General features: G+C 60.6%; 10 protein-coding genes and 8 pseudogenes. 16 read left to right on the forward strand and 2 right to left on the reverse strand.

The window, feature by feature from the left end; translation table 11 throughout:
- Nucleotides 1-798 precede the first annotated feature (798 nt).
- Nucleotides 799-1,283: pseudogene (locus Q3C01_RS43555) on the forward strand (hypothetical protein).
- Nucleotides 1,284-1,296: 13 nt separating this feature from the next.
- Here Q3C01_RS43555 and Q3C01_RS43560 read toward each other — a convergent pair.
- Nucleotides 1,297-2,283 (reverse strand): GlxA family transcriptional regulator, encoded by a 987-nt coding sequence (locus Q3C01_RS43560; protein ID WP_458151500.1) that lies wholly within the window; start codon nucleotides 2,281-2,283, stop codon nucleotides 1,297-1,299.
- Nucleotides 2,284-2,384: 101 nt separating this feature from the next.
- Between Q3C01_RS43560 and Q3C01_RS43565 the strand changes: the two are divergent.
- The 14 genes and pseudogenes from Q3C01_RS43565 to Q3C01_RS43630 all read left to right on the forward strand — a co-directional run.
- Nucleotides 2,385-3,325, forward strand: a pseudogene (locus Q3C01_RS43565) (FAD-dependent oxidoreductase); the annotation flags it as partial.
- Between the two features lie 52 nt (nucleotides 3,326-3,377).
- Nucleotides 3,378-3,464, forward strand: a pseudogene (locus tag Q3C01_RS43570) (hypothetical protein); the annotation flags it as partial.
- Nucleotides 3,461-4,107, forward strand: a pseudogene (locus Q3C01_RS43575) (2Fe-2S iron-sulfur cluster-binding protein); the annotation flags it as partial. The pseudogenes Q3C01_RS43570 and Q3C01_RS43575, both read left to right, overlap by 4 nt.
- Before the next feature lie 64 nt (nucleotides 4,108-4,171).
- The gene (locus tag Q3C01_RS43580; RefSeq protein ID WP_458151488.1) at nucleotides 4,172-4,555 is read left to right on the forward strand and encodes a sarcosine oxidase subunit gamma; all 384 of its coding nucleotides are present in this window, start codon (nucleotides 4,172-4,174) and stop codon (nucleotides 4,553-4,555) included.
- A gap of 97 nt (nucleotides 4,556-4,652) precedes the next feature.
- Nucleotides 4,653-4,799 (forward strand): annotated as a pseudogene (locus Q3C01_RS43585) (ACT domain-containing protein); the annotation flags it as partial.
- Nucleotides 4,784-5,503: a formyltetrahydrofolate deformylase gene (gene purU, locus Q3C01_RS43590; RefSeq protein ID WP_458151501.1), complete on the forward strand. Its 720-nt coding sequence runs from the start codon at nucleotides 4,784-4,786 to the stop codon at nucleotides 5,501-5,503. The pseudogene Q3C01_RS43585 and the gene purU, both read left to right, overlap by 16 nt.
- Before the next feature lie 974 nt (nucleotides 5,504-6,477).
- The gene (gene tnpA / locus Q3C01_RS43595) at nucleotides 6,478-6,849 is read left to right on the forward strand and encodes an IS66-like element accessory protein TnpA (RefSeq protein WP_458151490.1); all 372 of its coding nucleotides are present in this window, start codon (nucleotides 6,478-6,480) and stop codon (nucleotides 6,847-6,849) included.
- Nucleotides 6,846-7,202 carry an IS66 family insertion sequence element accessory protein TnpB gene (gene tnpB, locus Q3C01_RS43600; RefSeq protein WP_458151491.1) on the forward strand — a complete coding sequence of 119 codons (357 nt, stop codon included), beginning with the start codon at nucleotides 6,846-6,848 and terminating at the stop codon, nucleotides 7,200-7,202. Before tnpA ends, tnpB begins: the two co-directional genes overlap by 4 nt.
- Nucleotides 7,203-7,324: 122 nt before the next feature.
- Nucleotides 7,325-8,654, forward strand: a pseudogene (gene tnpC, locus Q3C01_RS43605) (IS66 family transposase); the annotation flags it as partial.
- A 790-nt stretch (nucleotides 8,655-9,444) separates the two neighbouring features.
- Nucleotides 9,445-10,044 carry a tyrosine-type recombinase/integrase gene (locus tag Q3C01_RS43610; protein ID WP_458151493.1) on the forward strand — a complete coding sequence of 200 codons (600 nt, stop codon included), beginning with the start codon at nucleotides 9,445-9,447 and terminating at the stop codon, nucleotides 10,042-10,044.
- Nucleotides 10,041-10,967: a tyrosine-type recombinase/integrase gene (locus Q3C01_RS43615; RefSeq protein ID WP_458151495.1), complete on the forward strand. Its 927-nt coding sequence runs from the start codon at nucleotides 10,041-10,043 to the stop codon at nucleotides 10,965-10,967. Before Q3C01_RS43610 ends, Q3C01_RS43615 begins: the two co-directional genes overlap by 4 nt.
- Nucleotides 10,964-11,961: pseudogene (locus tag Q3C01_RS43620) on the forward strand (tyrosine-type recombinase/integrase). The gene Q3C01_RS43615 and the pseudogene Q3C01_RS43620 overlap by 4 nt, the downstream one beginning before the upstream one ends.
- A 114-nt stretch (nucleotides 11,962-12,075) precedes the next feature.
- Nucleotides 12,076-12,216 (forward strand): annotated as a pseudogene (locus Q3C01_RS43625) (transposase domain-containing protein); the annotation flags it as partial.
- Between the two features lie 113 nt (nucleotides 12,217-12,329).
- A complete protein-coding gene (locus tag Q3C01_RS43630; protein ID WP_458151496.1) occupies nucleotides 12,330-12,548 on the forward strand; it encodes a DNA ligase-like domain-containing protein in 219 nt (72 codons plus the stop codon).
- Between the two features lie 873 nt (nucleotides 12,549-13,421).
- Here Q3C01_RS43630 and folD read toward each other — a convergent pair.
- Nucleotides 13,422-14,318 carry a bifunctional methylenetetrahydrofolate dehydrogenase/methenyltetrahydrofolate cyclohydrolase FolD gene (gene folD, locus Q3C01_RS43635; RefSeq protein ID WP_458151498.1) on the reverse strand — a complete coding sequence of 299 codons (897 nt, stop codon included), beginning with the start codon at nucleotides 14,316-14,318 and terminating at the stop codon, nucleotides 13,422-13,424.
- Between the two features lie 438 nt (nucleotides 14,319-14,756).
- Here folD and Q3C01_RS43640 point away from each other — a divergent pair.
- Nucleotides 14,757-15,015 (forward strand): hypothetical protein (locus Q3C01_RS43640; protein WP_458151499.1); only part of this gene is annotated, 259 nt, incomplete at its 3' end.

The raw sequence follows: 15,015 nt of genomic DNA on the forward strand, positions 1-15,015 counted from the left end.
TTCCGCGATGGAGGGCCCGGACGGGCCGACAATCACGGATGTAGGCGCGCTTTTCGGCCGCGGTGCGCTGTTCAGAGCCCCCTTTACAAACTCCATTCCAGCGCCTGCTTCCCAAATTCGAGGGCAGCTATCAGCGCCTCGTACTGCTGGACAAGGCCGGCTGCGACGACGTCCTCATCGAGGGCTCCGGCCTCGAACTTGTGGACCCAAATTGGAACCAGAGTGCGCGACAGGTCGTAGCGCTTCGTTAGGCCGTGCAGGGTCTCGTTGGCGAAAAACTCTTGTGCGACCTGACGCTTGAACTAGATGCTGTGAATGCGGTGCTTGGCCATAGGCTTTCGTCCTTCGAAAGCCCGGCATAGCGGTCAAATCTTAAATTCGACTCTGTCGGGGCCCAAGGGCCATTCCAGGTTGGCATCCAAAACGGTCTTGTAACGACGTGACGGGCCAGGCTTAAGAGTGCAATCGCCGCCACGGTCAAGACCACTTGCCGAGCTCGCCGAAATCATCGAGAGCGTGTCGGGGCTTGACCGGACCACATCGGCCAGCCTGGTCGCGGTGATGGCGAAATCGGCCAAGCGAGCGACGAGGTCGCTCCTTTACGATGACGATCGCGGGCAACGGCGCGGCGATCGTCGCATCCAGCGAGCGCCGCAAGGTCCGCAACCTCTTCCAGGCTTGTTTGTGTGCCACGACACGGCACAACCCTGTAATCAAGCTGTGATCGTCTCATCGCCAGGGAAAGGAGCCGAAGGTGGCGCTCATCGTCTGCATGGGCAAGCGACACCGCTTTTTCAAATGCAAATTCAACCAGCGGCCCATGACGTTATTGGTCGCTCGACTATTGTCGGAAAACCTTTGACGCTTCCGCTTGGCGATGCTCGTTGTACTGTGACCGGTGCGCAGCTCCAGACGCGCAACTTCCCGAATTTCTATCGAAAGGCCGACATTGGCGTCGCCGTCGCTGGTTGCCCGGGGTTGGTCCGTGGCGATTGGATTAAGCAGGTGTGATCGTCATTGATGTTGGTCTAGATCGAGTGGTCACCGGCGCTTCCAAAATCGTTGGAGACGTAGCGTTCGGCGAAGCAAGGAAGCGAGCAAGCCATATAACACCTGTTCCTGGCGGTGTTGGCCCCATGACCGTGGTATACTTGCGTGCCAATGCTATTAATGCGGCAGTATCGACGAGGTTTGTCGTTGGTGGTGAGTCTCGAGGTCCATCCTATTCGGCTCTCCTACAATATCGTCGTGGAGCTGGTTTTGGAGCAGAACAGGCAACTTAGAGGGGGGCGGACATCACCGATGTCTGGCGGGTGCTTCACCCAATCGCTCTATTCGCGGTGCTTGACCATAGCGCGCGCGGTACGAGCGAGAAAAATGGCTCGCACTTGTGAAACCACAGGCCAAGGCGATTTCAAGCACCGAAAGACTGGTTTGTCGAACGAGCTTTCGCGCGCGGTCGAGCCTTAGCGCGAGATAGTGCTCGCCGAGCGAACAACCGAGGTGGTGCCGGAAGAGCCGTTCGAGATGTCGCAGTGACACGTTGGCGAGAGTCGCGAGCTCTTCGCGGGATACCGGAGTTTCTACGGTTTGCTCCATCCGGCTGATAGCCCGAAGCAGGGGGGCATGCGCAACACCGAGACGTTCTCGTAGCGCCATTCGCTGTGGTCCTGTCCCTTCGCGAACTTGGGTCTGCAGGAGCCAGTCGCTAACAGACATGGCCAGAGCGCTACCGTGTTCGCGCGCAATAAAGGCATGCATCATGTCGAGCGGTGCTGCACCGCCGCTCGACGTCAGCCGATCACGATCGATTTCAAAGAGAGAGCGCCGCAGATCGAGCTCGGGGTACTCCTCGACGAAGGCCGGCGCATGCTCCCAGTGAATAGTGAATCGGTAACCGGTGAGCAAGTTCGCACGGGCTAGAATGTAAGGGCCGCCCGAGACGCCACCTATTTTGACGCCGCGCCTAGCGAGTTGCCTCAGCCAACCGAAAGTCGGGAGATCTTCGAACAGGGCTGGGTTGCCGCCAGCGCAGACGAATACATAGTCGAAATGCGCGTCCGTTCCTACCCGGAATTCCGCTGGAATTCGTACTCCGTTGGAGGCTTCGGCCGGTTGTTCGTCAACGGAGATATGGCTCCAACGATAGAGCGCTCGTCCGGTTAGCCGATTTGCGGCGCGCAACGGCTCTATCACCGAGGCATAGGGCAGTAGCGCAAAATCGGGAATAAGCAAGAAGCCGACGTGAGCGGTCGGGCTGGCTGTGCTGTCGTTTTCAGACAATTCGATGTCGGTAGCGATCATACGCGCGAGATTACGCGGTTCAATCTGCGACAGACAAGCTGAATCGTGCAACCGCTATTCTTTAACGTTCAGACCGCCACATGCGCTATTCGATCCTCTCTCTAATTGGCCAAGCCCTGAAGGGGCATACCGGCTGGCAGCCGGCTTGGCGCGATGCTGCGCCCAAACAGGCATACGATGTCCTGGTCATCGGCGGCGGCGGTCACGGTCTTGCCACCGCCTATTACCTTGCCAGCCGATACGGCATCACCAATGTTGCCGTGATCGAGAAAAGCTATATCGGGTCCGGCAACGTCGGCCGTAATACCACAATCATTCGCTCGGACTATCTTCTGCCCGGGAACATTCCCTTCTACGAATTATCGCTGAAGCTTTGGGAAGGCCTGGAGCAAGACTTGAACTATAACGCGATGGTCAGCCAGCGTGGAATGCTCAACCTATGTCATTCCGATGCCCAGCGCGACGCCTTCGCGCGCCGCGGCAACGCGATGCGGTTAGCTGGCGTCGATGCTGAGCTCATGGAGCTCGACCAGGTGCGCGCCATGCTCCCTTTCCTCGATTACGAGACAGGCCATTTCCCCATCAAAGGGGGGCTGTTGCAGAGGCGGGGTGGCACCGTTCGCCACGACGCCGTTGCCTGGGGCTATGCTTGAGCCGCCGATGGCCGTGGCGTTGACATCGTACAAAACTGCGAGGTGACTGGAATTGCCATTGGCGACGGCTGCGTGAGCGGAGTCGAGACTACGCGGGGCCCGATCAAAGCGGGAAAGGTCGCGCTTGCAGTCGCGGGCAATTCCTCGCGCCTTGCCGCAATGGCTGGGATGCGGCTACCAATTGAGAGTCACGTGCTGCAGGCGTGCGTCTCAGAAGGGCTTAAACCTTTGATCGATTGTGTGGTGACTTTCGGTGCTGGCCATTTGTACATCAGCCAGTCCGACAAGGGGGGCTCGTCTTCGGTGGCGACATTGATGGTTACAATTCCTACGCTCAACGCGGGAACCTCCCGGTGATCGAGAGTGTGATGTCCTCGTGCTCCTCATGAGGAGTTCGGGTATCACGGGGCCGGGTGCCGCGCTTGGCTGGTCGTACGCCGCGATACATTGACTCACTCGATCGAGCGGGTGGCGGTGGCCAAGCGAAAAGCGGGAGCGGCTGCATGAGCACCCAGCCCTTCCGTTCCCCCAGCGGCGGCCTGATCGATCGCACTCAGTCTGTCCGCTTCCGGTTCGACGGTAAAACCTACGAGGGATTCGCCGGCGACACGCTGGCCTCGGCACTGCTCGCAAATGGCGAGCGCCTCATAGGCCGTTCTTTCAAATATCACCGGCCGCGCGGCATCCTCTCGGCGGGCCCCGAGGAGCCCAACGCGCTGGTCGAGATGCGCAAAGGCGCTCGGCGCGAGCCGAACACGCGGGCGACCATTGTTGAACTGTTCGACGGACTTGATGCGGCGAGTCAGAACCGGTGGCCCTCACTCGCCTGGGATTTGCTGGCGGTCAATCGTCTCGCTGGGCCTGCGTTGGTCGCTGGCTTCTACTATAAGACATTCATGTGGCCGCCGGCGTTTTGGGAGAAGCTCTACGAGCGATGATCCGCCGAGCGGCAGGACTCGGGCGTGCTGCCGGACTCGCGGACCCCGACCGTTACGAGAAGGCCTTTGCATTCTGCGACATCCTGGTGATTGGTGGCGGGCCGGCCGGCTTGTCAGCCGCGCTCGCGGCAGGCCGAAGCGGCGCGCGCGTCATTCTCTGCGATGACGATTTTCGGCTGGGCGGGCGTCTGCTCGCGGATAAGCGCGAGATAGTCGCCTCGACCGCGCCGCGCACGAACACGAGGACCTTCTGTTGCGCTGTCTCACACGCATGGGTTGGCCTGGTCAGGGCCGGATCATTGGCTGCTGCTTGCGCGACACCGAGCGGGTTTCTCTGATCTTCTCGCTTCTCTTTCCGACAAGGCTGCGGTCAGCGACCAGAGCCACGCTCGGGCGGCGCTGCGAGTGTCGGGAACGCGGGTGCGAGAGGTTCTCGCAAAAGGGGCGATGATAGATCTTCACTCCTCGGTGTTTTCGGTCGATGCAACCGCGTTGACGAGCTTCGCGCATATCGGCGTGCAGTTATGGCGAACTGAGGACGGACCGGATGGAGCAGTCTTCGAAATACTTGTAGCGCGCAGCATGGCCGGCAGCTTTTGGTCCTGGCTTGCCGCTTCGGCGGCGGAGTTCGGCTACCGAGTTGCAATCCACGGAGGCTAAGAGCCATGCGGCGTTGCGCCCGTTTCCTCTTTTCCTGTGTCCAACGCAATCTAGGAGGGGCCGCCGCCAGGCGGTAACAGCTTTGCCCGATAGTTCCATGATCCTCGTCTTGTCCTGCCCTGATCGTCCAGGCATCGTATCGGCGGTCTCGAATTTTCTTTTCGAAGCCGGTTGCAACATCCTCGACGCTCAGCAGTTCGACGACACCGAAACCGGTGAGCTTTTTTTATGCGCGTTGTCTCCGATCGCCTGCAGCAAGCGAAATCAGAGTCGGATATCGCTGCATCGATCCGCGAGCTCGCCGAACGCCTCGCAATGACATTCACGCTGCGGCAGAGCTCCGCAAACAAACGTGTGATGCTACTGGTTTCTAAATTTGACCATTGTTTGGCCGACCTGCTTTATCGCTGGCGCATCGGCGAACTGCCAATGGAAGTAACGGCGATTGTTTCCAACCACAGCCGAGGGGATCTGACCTCCACGGATTTCGGCGAGCTGCCGTTCTATCATTTGCCTGTCACTAAGCAGACCAAAATGGAGCAAGAAACACGAATTTGGGAACTGGTGCAGGAGACCAATACGGATCTCGTTGTCCTCGCGCGTTACATGCAGATTCTGTCAGACGGCTTCACGGCCAAGTTGTCGGGGCGCTGCATTAACATTCATCATTCCTTTCTGCCGGGCTTCAAGGGCGCCAAGCCGTATCATCAGGCCCATGAGCGAGGCGTCAAGCTGATTGGAGCGACAGCGCATTATGTGACCTCCGATCTCGATGAGGGGCCGATCATTGAGCAGGATGTCGAACGCATCTCGCATCGCGATACGCCGGATGAACTCGTCCGCAAAGGCCGCGACATCGAACGACGCGTACTCGCTCGCGCCGTGCGCCATCACTTAGAGGATCGCGTGGTGCTGAATGGAAGGAAGACAGTCATCTTCACCGGCTGATCGAAACGGACTGCCGGATTAGCGAGAAGGATGGGTAGACTGGATGTCTCTCAACGGACATGCATTAGTCACTCACACGACGACACTCTAGAGAGCAAGAGTACTGATTGGCCTTAGCGAGTTCATCAGTGGCACATTGCTTTCATGCTTGCATGCTGCTCTCTCGGCATTGTACCGCGTGGAAGAAGCGAGCAGATTGCAATCGAGTTTGGCGGTGCCTGATGCAGCGGTCCGAAAAGGGGGCATTGAAAACACGCGCAGATGCCGCAGTCTGGATAACAGATGGCCAGCTGCGGACGCCATCAAATGTGACTACCGCTGCGCATCGCGCGAGGTCGTGTAAGTGCGCATCCGCGTAGGAGCGCGGTCTGGACAATCCCCCGATGCCGGTCGCTGGCTCTGGTAATTGTGGCTGGTTAGCGCACCAAGGACATGATCCGGCGGTCGCGCGAGAACTTCGCCGCACGCGAGGTTGAGGCCACATCCGCGAGCCCCCCAAAAAAATCGCGAAAGTGGCCGCAGTGCCGTACGCGATCTGAGACGTGCCGGGAGCGGATCCTCGACATGCACGGGCGCGCCTTGCCGCCTTCAAGATGCCGCGATACATCGCATTCATCCCCGGCGATTCCGAGGACCGTCGCCAGCGACAAAGTTGGCTGGAAGTGAATTGACGTCCACAGACGCGAGGTGCGGCGCTGCGTAATCGCATCACCAACTGGCGCTCTTTTTTCGGATACCGCTGCCTCAGGCTTCCGAGGCTGCTTGGTGATGGCCGGCAAGCAGGCCCCGTCAGGACCGTACTGGATCCATGAGGTGAAGCACGACGATCACCGGATGTTGATCATCCCGGAGAGCGATCGTAAGCGCTGTTGAGCGGCCACCTACCGGATGACGGGACGATCTGCGAGTCTGCGGTTTCGGTTTCGACCGTTAGGCTTGGAATGGACACAGTGCATACTGCTATCGCGGAGCCGGTGCGGCGGCTTGAGGTCTTCACCGGAGCCGGTCGTCGGCGGAAGTGGAGCAACGAGGACAAGGCGCGGATCGTCGCGGAGGTCGTGGCGAGTGGCGAATCGGTGTGCTCCGTGGCTCGACGGCATGGATTGTTGCCGCAGCAACTGTTTGGCTGGCGGCGTCAGTTGCGAGAAGCCGCGGGCGGTCATTCCAAGGCGGACGAAGTACAGTTTGTGCCGGCGGTGATGGACGCCGTAGTGCCGGCGCCGACCGCTCACCGGGACCGCGGGATCATCGAAATTGAAGTCGACGGCATCACGATCCGAGCCGGTCGTGGCGCGGACCCCGCGATGATTGCGTCGATCGTTCAGGCGCTGAAGGCGAGCCGATGATCGGTCCATCAGGCGCGGTCCGGGTGATGGTGGCGACCAAGCCGGTAGACTTCCGCAAGGGCATGGAGGGTCTTGCGACCCTGGTGCGCGAGAGCATGGATGCAGATCCATTCTCGGGAGCTGTCTATGTGTTCCGGGCCAAACGGGCGCACCGGATCAAGCTGATGTTCTGGGATGGAACGGGCCTGTGCCTGTTTGCAAAGAGGCTCGAGGATCGGATCTTCCGCTGGCCGAAGATCGAGGACGGTGTGATGCGCCTGTCAGCGGCGCAATTGTCGGCCCTGCTGGAAGGACTCGACTGGCGGCTTGTGCATGAGGCACGGGAGACGCCGGCGCCAGCGCAGCCCGGATAGCTGTTGGCAGTGCTGCGGCGAAGTGAATCAGGAGCGCCGAACGCGTCGCAAGATAACGGCGAATATGCTCTGATTTGGGTGTGAGCGACGCCCTGCCTGACGATCTCGAGACGCTGAAAGCGATGCTGCTTGCCGAGCGCTGCAAGAGCGAACGGCTGCGTCAGATCATCAAGGAAATGCAGCGACACCGGTTTGGCCGGCGGGCGGAGACGCTACCCGAAGATCAGATGCTGCTTGGCCTGGAAGACGTCGAGCAAGTCGCCGCGTACGGCGAGACGGCACAGAACGTCAGTGTACCTGAAGGCCGCGATGCGCGAGCTCGCAAGCGCCGCAGCAACCGTGGCGCGCTGCCGGCGCACCTGCCGCGGATCGAGGTCACCGTCGATATCGAGGACAAGACCTGTCCCTGCTGCCAAGGCGAGTTGCACCGGATCGGTGAGGACAGAAGCGAGCGGCTGGACCTGGTCCCGGCGCAGTTCCGGATCCTCGTGACCCGACGGCCCAAATACGCCTGCCGGGGTCATACAGGCGCCAGCCCCGGCTAGGTTGATCGAGGGCGGATTGCCGACCGAGGCTACCGTCGCCCAGGTGCTGGTCTCCAAATATGCCGATCACCTGCCGCTCTACCGGCAGGCGCAGATTTACGCCCGTCAGGGCATTGAGCTCGATCGTTCAACGTTGGCGGACTGGGTGGGACAAGCAGCCTTCCACCTGCGTCCGCTGCATGAGCGCCTCCTCGGCAACCTCAGGCAACGGCCAAAACTGTTCGCCGACGAGACGACAATGCCGGCGCTTGATCCCGGCCGTGGGCGCACCAAGACCGGTCAGCTCTGGGCCTATGCGGCAGACGACCGACCATGGGGCGGCGTCGATCCGCTGGGCGTCGCCTATGTCTACGCGCCCGATCGCAAAGCTGATCGACCGATCGTTCATCTCGCAGGCTTCAAGAGGATCCTGCAGGTCGACGGCTATGCCGGCTACGCCAAACTCGCTGAGCGGGACGACGTTGAGCTTGCGTTCTGTTGGGCACACATGCGCCGCAACTTCTATGAGCTCGCAACACCTGGCCCGGCACCCATCGCGAGCGAGGCGCTCAAGCACATCGCCGAGTTCTACGCGATTGAGAAGGACATCCGCGGCCGCAGCGCCGAGGAGCGTCGCCTCGTGCGGCAGCAGAAAAGCCGGCCGCTTGCCGATACCTTCCAGAAATGGCTACACGCAAAACTCGCCCTGATCAGCCAAAAGGGCAGGCTCGCTGACGCCACCCGCAATGCGCTCTCACGCTGGGAAGGTCTGACGCGCTTCATCGATGATGGCCGTATCGAACTCGACAACAACGCGGTCGAACGTTCCATCCGTCCGATCACGCTCAACCGGAAAAATGCGCTGTTCGCAGGCTCCGACGGCAGTGCCGAGTACTGGGCCATCATCGCCTCCCTGGTCGAAACCTGTCTATGCCGCGCGCGGCATAGGGCTGTTTATGCCGCCCGCCGAACTATGCCGAGTCGGGTCGTTTTCCCCAGATTTCTCGCTGACCGGCGTTTGGTCGGTTCGGCATAGTTCGTTCTGTGCCTCCGCTTTCAACAGCGGAGAACAGGAAGATGGAAGTTGAAGAGTACTTGGGCAGAAGCCGGCTGTACCGGCATCTCAGAAGGGGGCCACACGGACAGCTCGTCGAGCGCTACGCCGCTCGTCTCGTCGAAGAGAGGCTCGTTCGGCACGGCACGTGGCGTTGCCTCAACGTGGCTGGTGGGCTCCTGAGTTGGATCGCGAGCCGTCGCTACAAGCTGGTCGATCTCGATGAGCAGCTCGTTGAGCGGTACCTCCGACATCGAGGCAGGAGACAGTCTATCCAACCCGGTGACCGAGCTGCGCTCAAGCGACGGCTGTCGGTGCTGCGCGAGGAAGGCGCGGTCACGCCGTTGGTGCTACCGCCTCTCACCCCGCACGAACGGATCTTCAAGGAGTTCGATGCCTACCTGCGATCAGAGCGCGGCTTGGCCCCGAGGTCCATCGTCCGCCATCTCCCAGTCATCCGCAGGTTCCTGCACGAAGTGTGCTCCGGCGGTGCCGGCGCCCTGTGCAAGATCAGCCAAGAGGACGTATCCGCTACGTTGAGCGCCACGCCCAGGATTGGAGTCCGGGAACAGGCAAGGCGATGTGCTGGTCGTTGCGAGCCTTTCTGCGTTACCTCCACCATCGGGGGCTGAACTCGCGCCCCTTGGCGGATTGCGTTCCATCGATGCGCCGATGGAAGCTCGCAACTCTACCGACCTATCTGCCTGCCGCTCAGGTGCAGAAGGCTCTCGACGGTTGCGACCGAGAGACGGTGATGGGACGGCGCGACTACGCCATTCTGTTGTTGCTGGCTAAGCTCGGCCTGCGGGCCGACGAGGTTGCGACGCTCACCCTCGACGATATCGACTGGCGCGCCAGCGAGATACTCGTTCACGCCAAAGGCCGACAGCGTGCACGGATGCCGATACCGCCAGACGTTGGCGCGGCCATTGTTGCATATCTGCGCAATGGCCGCCCAAAGTCGTCGTGCCGACGGTTGTTCGTCCGTACACTCGCGCCACACGTCGGCTTTGCTTCCGGATGTGCGATCACCATGATCGCCAAGGCCGCTCTCGATCGCGTTGGAATCGAAGGTTGCGCCCACCGCGGCGACCATATCTTTCGACACAGTCTCGCTACCGAGCTTCTCCGATCTGGCGCGACCTTGTCGGAGATCGGACAGTTGCTGCGGCACGAGAACCACGACACCACCCGGATTTACGCAAAGGTCGACATCGATGCGCTGAGAGCATTGGGCCTGCCCTGGCCGGGAGGCGTGCAATGACCGATCTGCGCTCCGCACTCGATAAGTACCTGAGCATGCGCAAGGGGTTGGGATACAAGTACGAGCACCAGACCCGTCGGCTCGCCGACTTCGTCGCCTTCATGGAGAAGCGCAAAGCCAGGATCATCACGACAAAGCTGGCAATGGAATGGGCAACGCTGCCGCCCGATCGTCACGCATCCTGGGCGCTGCGATTGAGCGACGTGCGCGGGTTCGCGCGCCATGTTGCCAACTTCGATCCGAGAACGGAGGTGTCGCCCGTCGGCATGCTGCCCGGATGGAAGCGCGCCAAGCCCTACGTCTACAGCGACGCGGAGATCGATGCGTTGCTGACGGCAGCGCTGGCTCTGCCGCCAGCGGACGGGCTGCGCCGATGGACCTACCATACCTTGTTCGGGCTGATCGCGGTAACAGGCATGCGTATATCCGAGGCGATGGGCCTGGAGCGTGATGACGTCGACTTCGACGCCGGCGTGCTGACGGTCCGGCTGACCAAGTTCGGCAACTCGCGGCTCGTGCCATTGCATCCGACGACGAGAACCGCGCTGCGCGACTACGCCCACCGGCGCGATGCGCTACTCGGATCACGCTGCGGCCCCACCTTCTTCGTTGCCGAACAGGGAGGCAGATTGCTGCACCAGTACGTTCATCGCGTCTTCTGGCGATTGTCCAGAGAGATCGGGCTGCGGCGCCCAGGTGATCGCACCGGGCCACGCGTGCACGACTTCCGGCATCGCTTCGCCATCCGGACGCTGCTCGATTGGTATCGCGAAGGCAAGGACGTCGAGCAACAACTCCCAGTGCTCTCCACTTACCTCGGCCACGCCTGCGTGCGCGATACCTACTGGTATCTCTCGGCCTGCCCCGAGTTGATGGAAGAAGCGGCGCGGCGTCTCGATCGGCGATGGGAGGTGACGCCATGAAGCCCGCCTGCAACGTCGCCACGTTGATCGAGCGCTTCTTCACCGAGCGTCTCATGCGCCAGCGCAATGTTAGCGGCAACACGATCGCTTCCTACAGGGACACGTTCCGGCTGCTGTTCATGTTCGCACAGGTACAGTTGCGGAAGCCCCCATCGGCCCTAGCGCTCACCGATCTGGACGCAACGTTCATCGGCGCGTTCCTAACCGATCTTGAGGTAATGCGCGGTGCCAGCGCGAAGACGCGTAACCTGCGTCTGACCGCCATCCGATCCTTCTTCAGGTTCGTGTCCTTCGAGGAACCGGCACACAGTGCGTTGATCCAGTGCGTGCTCGCCATACCGAGCAAGCGCCACGACAAGCGACAGGTGCATTTCCTGACGCGCCCCGAGATCGAGGCAGTTCTCGCCGCGCCCGATCGAACGACGTGGCTTGGCCGCCGCGATCACACCTTGCTGCTGGTCGCGGCACAGACGGGCTTACGCCTCTCCGAGCTGACTGGCCTTGACCGGGATGCCGTCCACCTTGGGAGCGCACACTTACGATGCGTCGGTAAAGGGCGGAAGGAGCGGACCACTCCGCTGACCACACTCGCTCGGTGTGCGCTCCAGGCATGGCTCAAGGAACCGTTGCGGAAAGGAGCAACAGCGTTGTTCCCGAACGTGCACGGGGGCCGGCTCAGTGCCGATAGCGTCCAGTCCCTGCTGGGAAAGCATGTTCGTGTGGCTCACAAGAGTTGCCCGTCTTTGAAGGCCAAGAGCGTGTCGCCGCACGTGCTGAGGCACAGCGCTGCGATGGAACTGCTGCAAGCCGGCGTCGACTGCTCCGTGATCGCGCTGTGGCTCGGTCATGAATCGGTCGAGACGACGCAGACGTACCTGCACGCCCACCTCGCCCTCAAGGAAGCTGCTCTGGCGAAGCTCAAGCCCTACGAGCGCGGCAAGCGAATCCGCTTCCGCCGAACGACCGCCTACTCGCCTTCCTCGAGGCGCTCTGAACGACCAGACTATGCCGAATGGAATGGAGCTGCCCCGCACGCGATCGACGCGCGCCAGCGTGACAACGGCGTGCCAGACCAAATCCGTTCGGCATAGTTCGGCGGGCGGCATAAACCTGTAAGCTGAATGACCTCGATCCGCTTGCTTACTTGACGGACGCGCTCACCAGCATCGTCAACGGTCATCCAAACCGCGACATCGACCAGCTACTGCCCTGGGCTCACCGCGCTCAAGCCCTGAAAGCCGTGGCCTAAGAACGACGGTTACGAGCGATCGGTGCTTTCCGGGAAACAGGTGCTATCCGTGAATCGCCGAAGGCGCGCTGAAGAACCGGCAGAAGCATTTCGTCATCGACGGCGAGACCGTGGTGCTCGGCGTCGACGGCATCTCCGATTCCGGCGCGCTACACCCGCGAGTAGTGTTCTACGTGGTCGACTTTCTCACTATGGGCGAAGATCTGCTGTCCCTTCCCCTGCACATGCGTAAGACCAACCTAGAGCAGCTGTTGGAGCGCCGGCCGGACGGTATCACCGTGGCGCCGTTCGTGCGCGCCGAGATCGAGCCTGACCTAGTTCCGAAGGCATAGTCTGAAAGCATCGCGATCGGCCGTCCGGCGGGCGGCCAGCAAAGCTCTGCACTAAAGTGAAGAAACATCCGTCGTTGAAGCGGGTTCTGAGCTAAACTAGGCGGGGAAAACCGGGGGGTGGCAGCCGGTCAACACCCAACAGCACTCCCTGTACTCCGGATCACGACAGCGCCTATTTGGATCAACGCGTTAGCCCGAAACGACAGGAAACTCCCCTAAAACAGGAATTTCCGATTGGTGCACTGGATGCCTGGTATTGCGAACGATTCGCCGCTCGCGCGCCAGATCGGGCCGGCCGCACCGAAGCTGATCGAGTAGAAAAGCGGCAAATGACGACAATCATGGGGAGCGCCGCTCCGCTAAATATGATACACGCGATCATTCCTCAACACGGTGCCGAGTAGGCGATGGGCGTAGCAGTGCTTCCTTCATGTTCGCGAAGGGCTCCCCAACAAGTGCCATTGCGGGAGCGCCCCGGTATCGCGCACGCCCCGCTGCTCGGCGTGATCGGTCGGATGGAGCAACCCTTAGAGAACCCAGTTTCGCGGGACGAGCTGGCGCGTGTTTCCAAAGTATCGATACGACAATTGGAGCGGCTTTTGGTCGGCATCTCGGCTGCTCTCCCGGCGGGCACTATCTGGTACTACGCTTAGATCGGGCCGGCGATCTCATCTGGCAAAGCAGCTTTACGATTTCACAAGCATAAGCCATTTTTCTTACACCTACCGCGTGCGCTTTGGTCAAGCGCTCCGAATGAACCGATTGAGCGAATCGGTCAGTAAATGGTGCTAACATCTAGGTCCTTGTATTTTGCACGTGTAAATTGACGTGCGAAGCCCGGCGCTCGAAAACAGCGTTCGTTTAAAGCGCAAACTAACGCCCGCTAGGGCGTCCCGGGAAAGACAAACCTCGACGCGAAACAGCTGCTTCGACGGTGTTCGCGAGCAAGTAGGCGACGGTCATCGGGCCAACACCACCGGGCACCGGGGTAATGTACCTCGCGCGCTCAATCGCTTCGGCGAAAGCCACATCTCCGACAAGCTTGGCAGTGCCTGTGGATTCCATCGTGCGATTGATGCCGACATCGATCACAACCACACCAGGCCTGAGCCAGTGGCCGCGCACAAGCTCCGCGCAGCCTGCAGCAGCTACGACGATGTCAGCTTTTTGACAAATATCTGGCAGGTTTCGAGTCTGGAGCTGCGCACCTGTCACGGTACATCCAGCATCACCAAGCAGGAGCGCCAGAGGCTTTCCAACGAGATTCGAGCGCCCGATGACAACGATGTCGAGGCCGCTCAAATCGCTCACAGCCGTCCTGATGAGGTGAACAACACCTAACGGAGTGCAAGGGGACAGAGCGGGCCGCCCCACTGTCAATCGTCCGACATTGTAAGGGTGAAATCCGTCTACGTCCTTGCCGGGATGGATAGCTTCCAGCACGCGCCAGCGATCGATCTGCTCCGGCAGCGGGAGTTGAACGAGAATGCCATCGACGGAATTGTCCGCGTTAAGCTGATCGATGAGCTTCATTAGCTCGGCTTCACCAACACTGGTAGGCAGCTGATACTGGCGAGAGTTGATCCCGACGCTGCGCGCTTGTTTGGCCTTCATCTTGACGTAAACCAAACTAGCCGGATCGCTGCCGACTAGCACGACCGCCAACCCAGGGGTGATGTTGCACTTGACTTGGAGCGTCGCAACATCCCGCGCAACGCTGGTCCGAACGGCCTCAGCGATGGCTTTCCCATCGATTAGACTAGCGGTCATGGTAATTTCCTGAGGATATCAGTCGGTCGGTTTGGTGGGTTCTCGCAAATCTGGGATTGTCAAACGTATTTCTGTTGTCCTGGAGCGTTGGACCGGCGCTCGCTCCCAGCAAACTCTTGTATCGATACGAAATGCCAACGCTCTACGAGTACAAATCGGCCGACAATTTCTGGGAATAAAGTCGATGAACAATGGCTTGCCTACGGGAGCTGAGGTTGTTCAGAACTACTAGACCAAGTCACCAGTCGCCCTTGACGATATCCGTCCTCAACATGACTCTATGCGACATTCGGACTTGCGCTACTTGCGAGGCGTGCCGAATGAAATGCTCGGGGTTGCCCGTGACGGACGCGAGCCTGGTGATCGACATCGAAGATGTTGGAGCCGGCCACCGCGTCAAGTCTCACATGCGGCTTCCGCGCCTGGAAGATCTGGCGCTTGGCCGCGTCGTTTCGCAGCCTCGACGACGAGGTCGCAATCGGTCAGGGTCTCGAGCGACTTCGCGGACTGAACCGCGCCAAGGCAGCCTTGCGGTCGGCTTCGCTGATGGCGCCGTTAGACTTCGCGACCTTCTCGCCCTTGAAGATCGACAGTGCAGGGGCCAACGCTGCGCGAGTCACGCTGTACCCGAATCGCTCGATCGCGGCTGGGTTAATGCCAGGGCGCTGGCGGAGATTCGTCAATTTTCGAGGATGGC

The organism is Bradyrhizobium sp. UFLA05-109 (genome assembly GCF_054185165.1).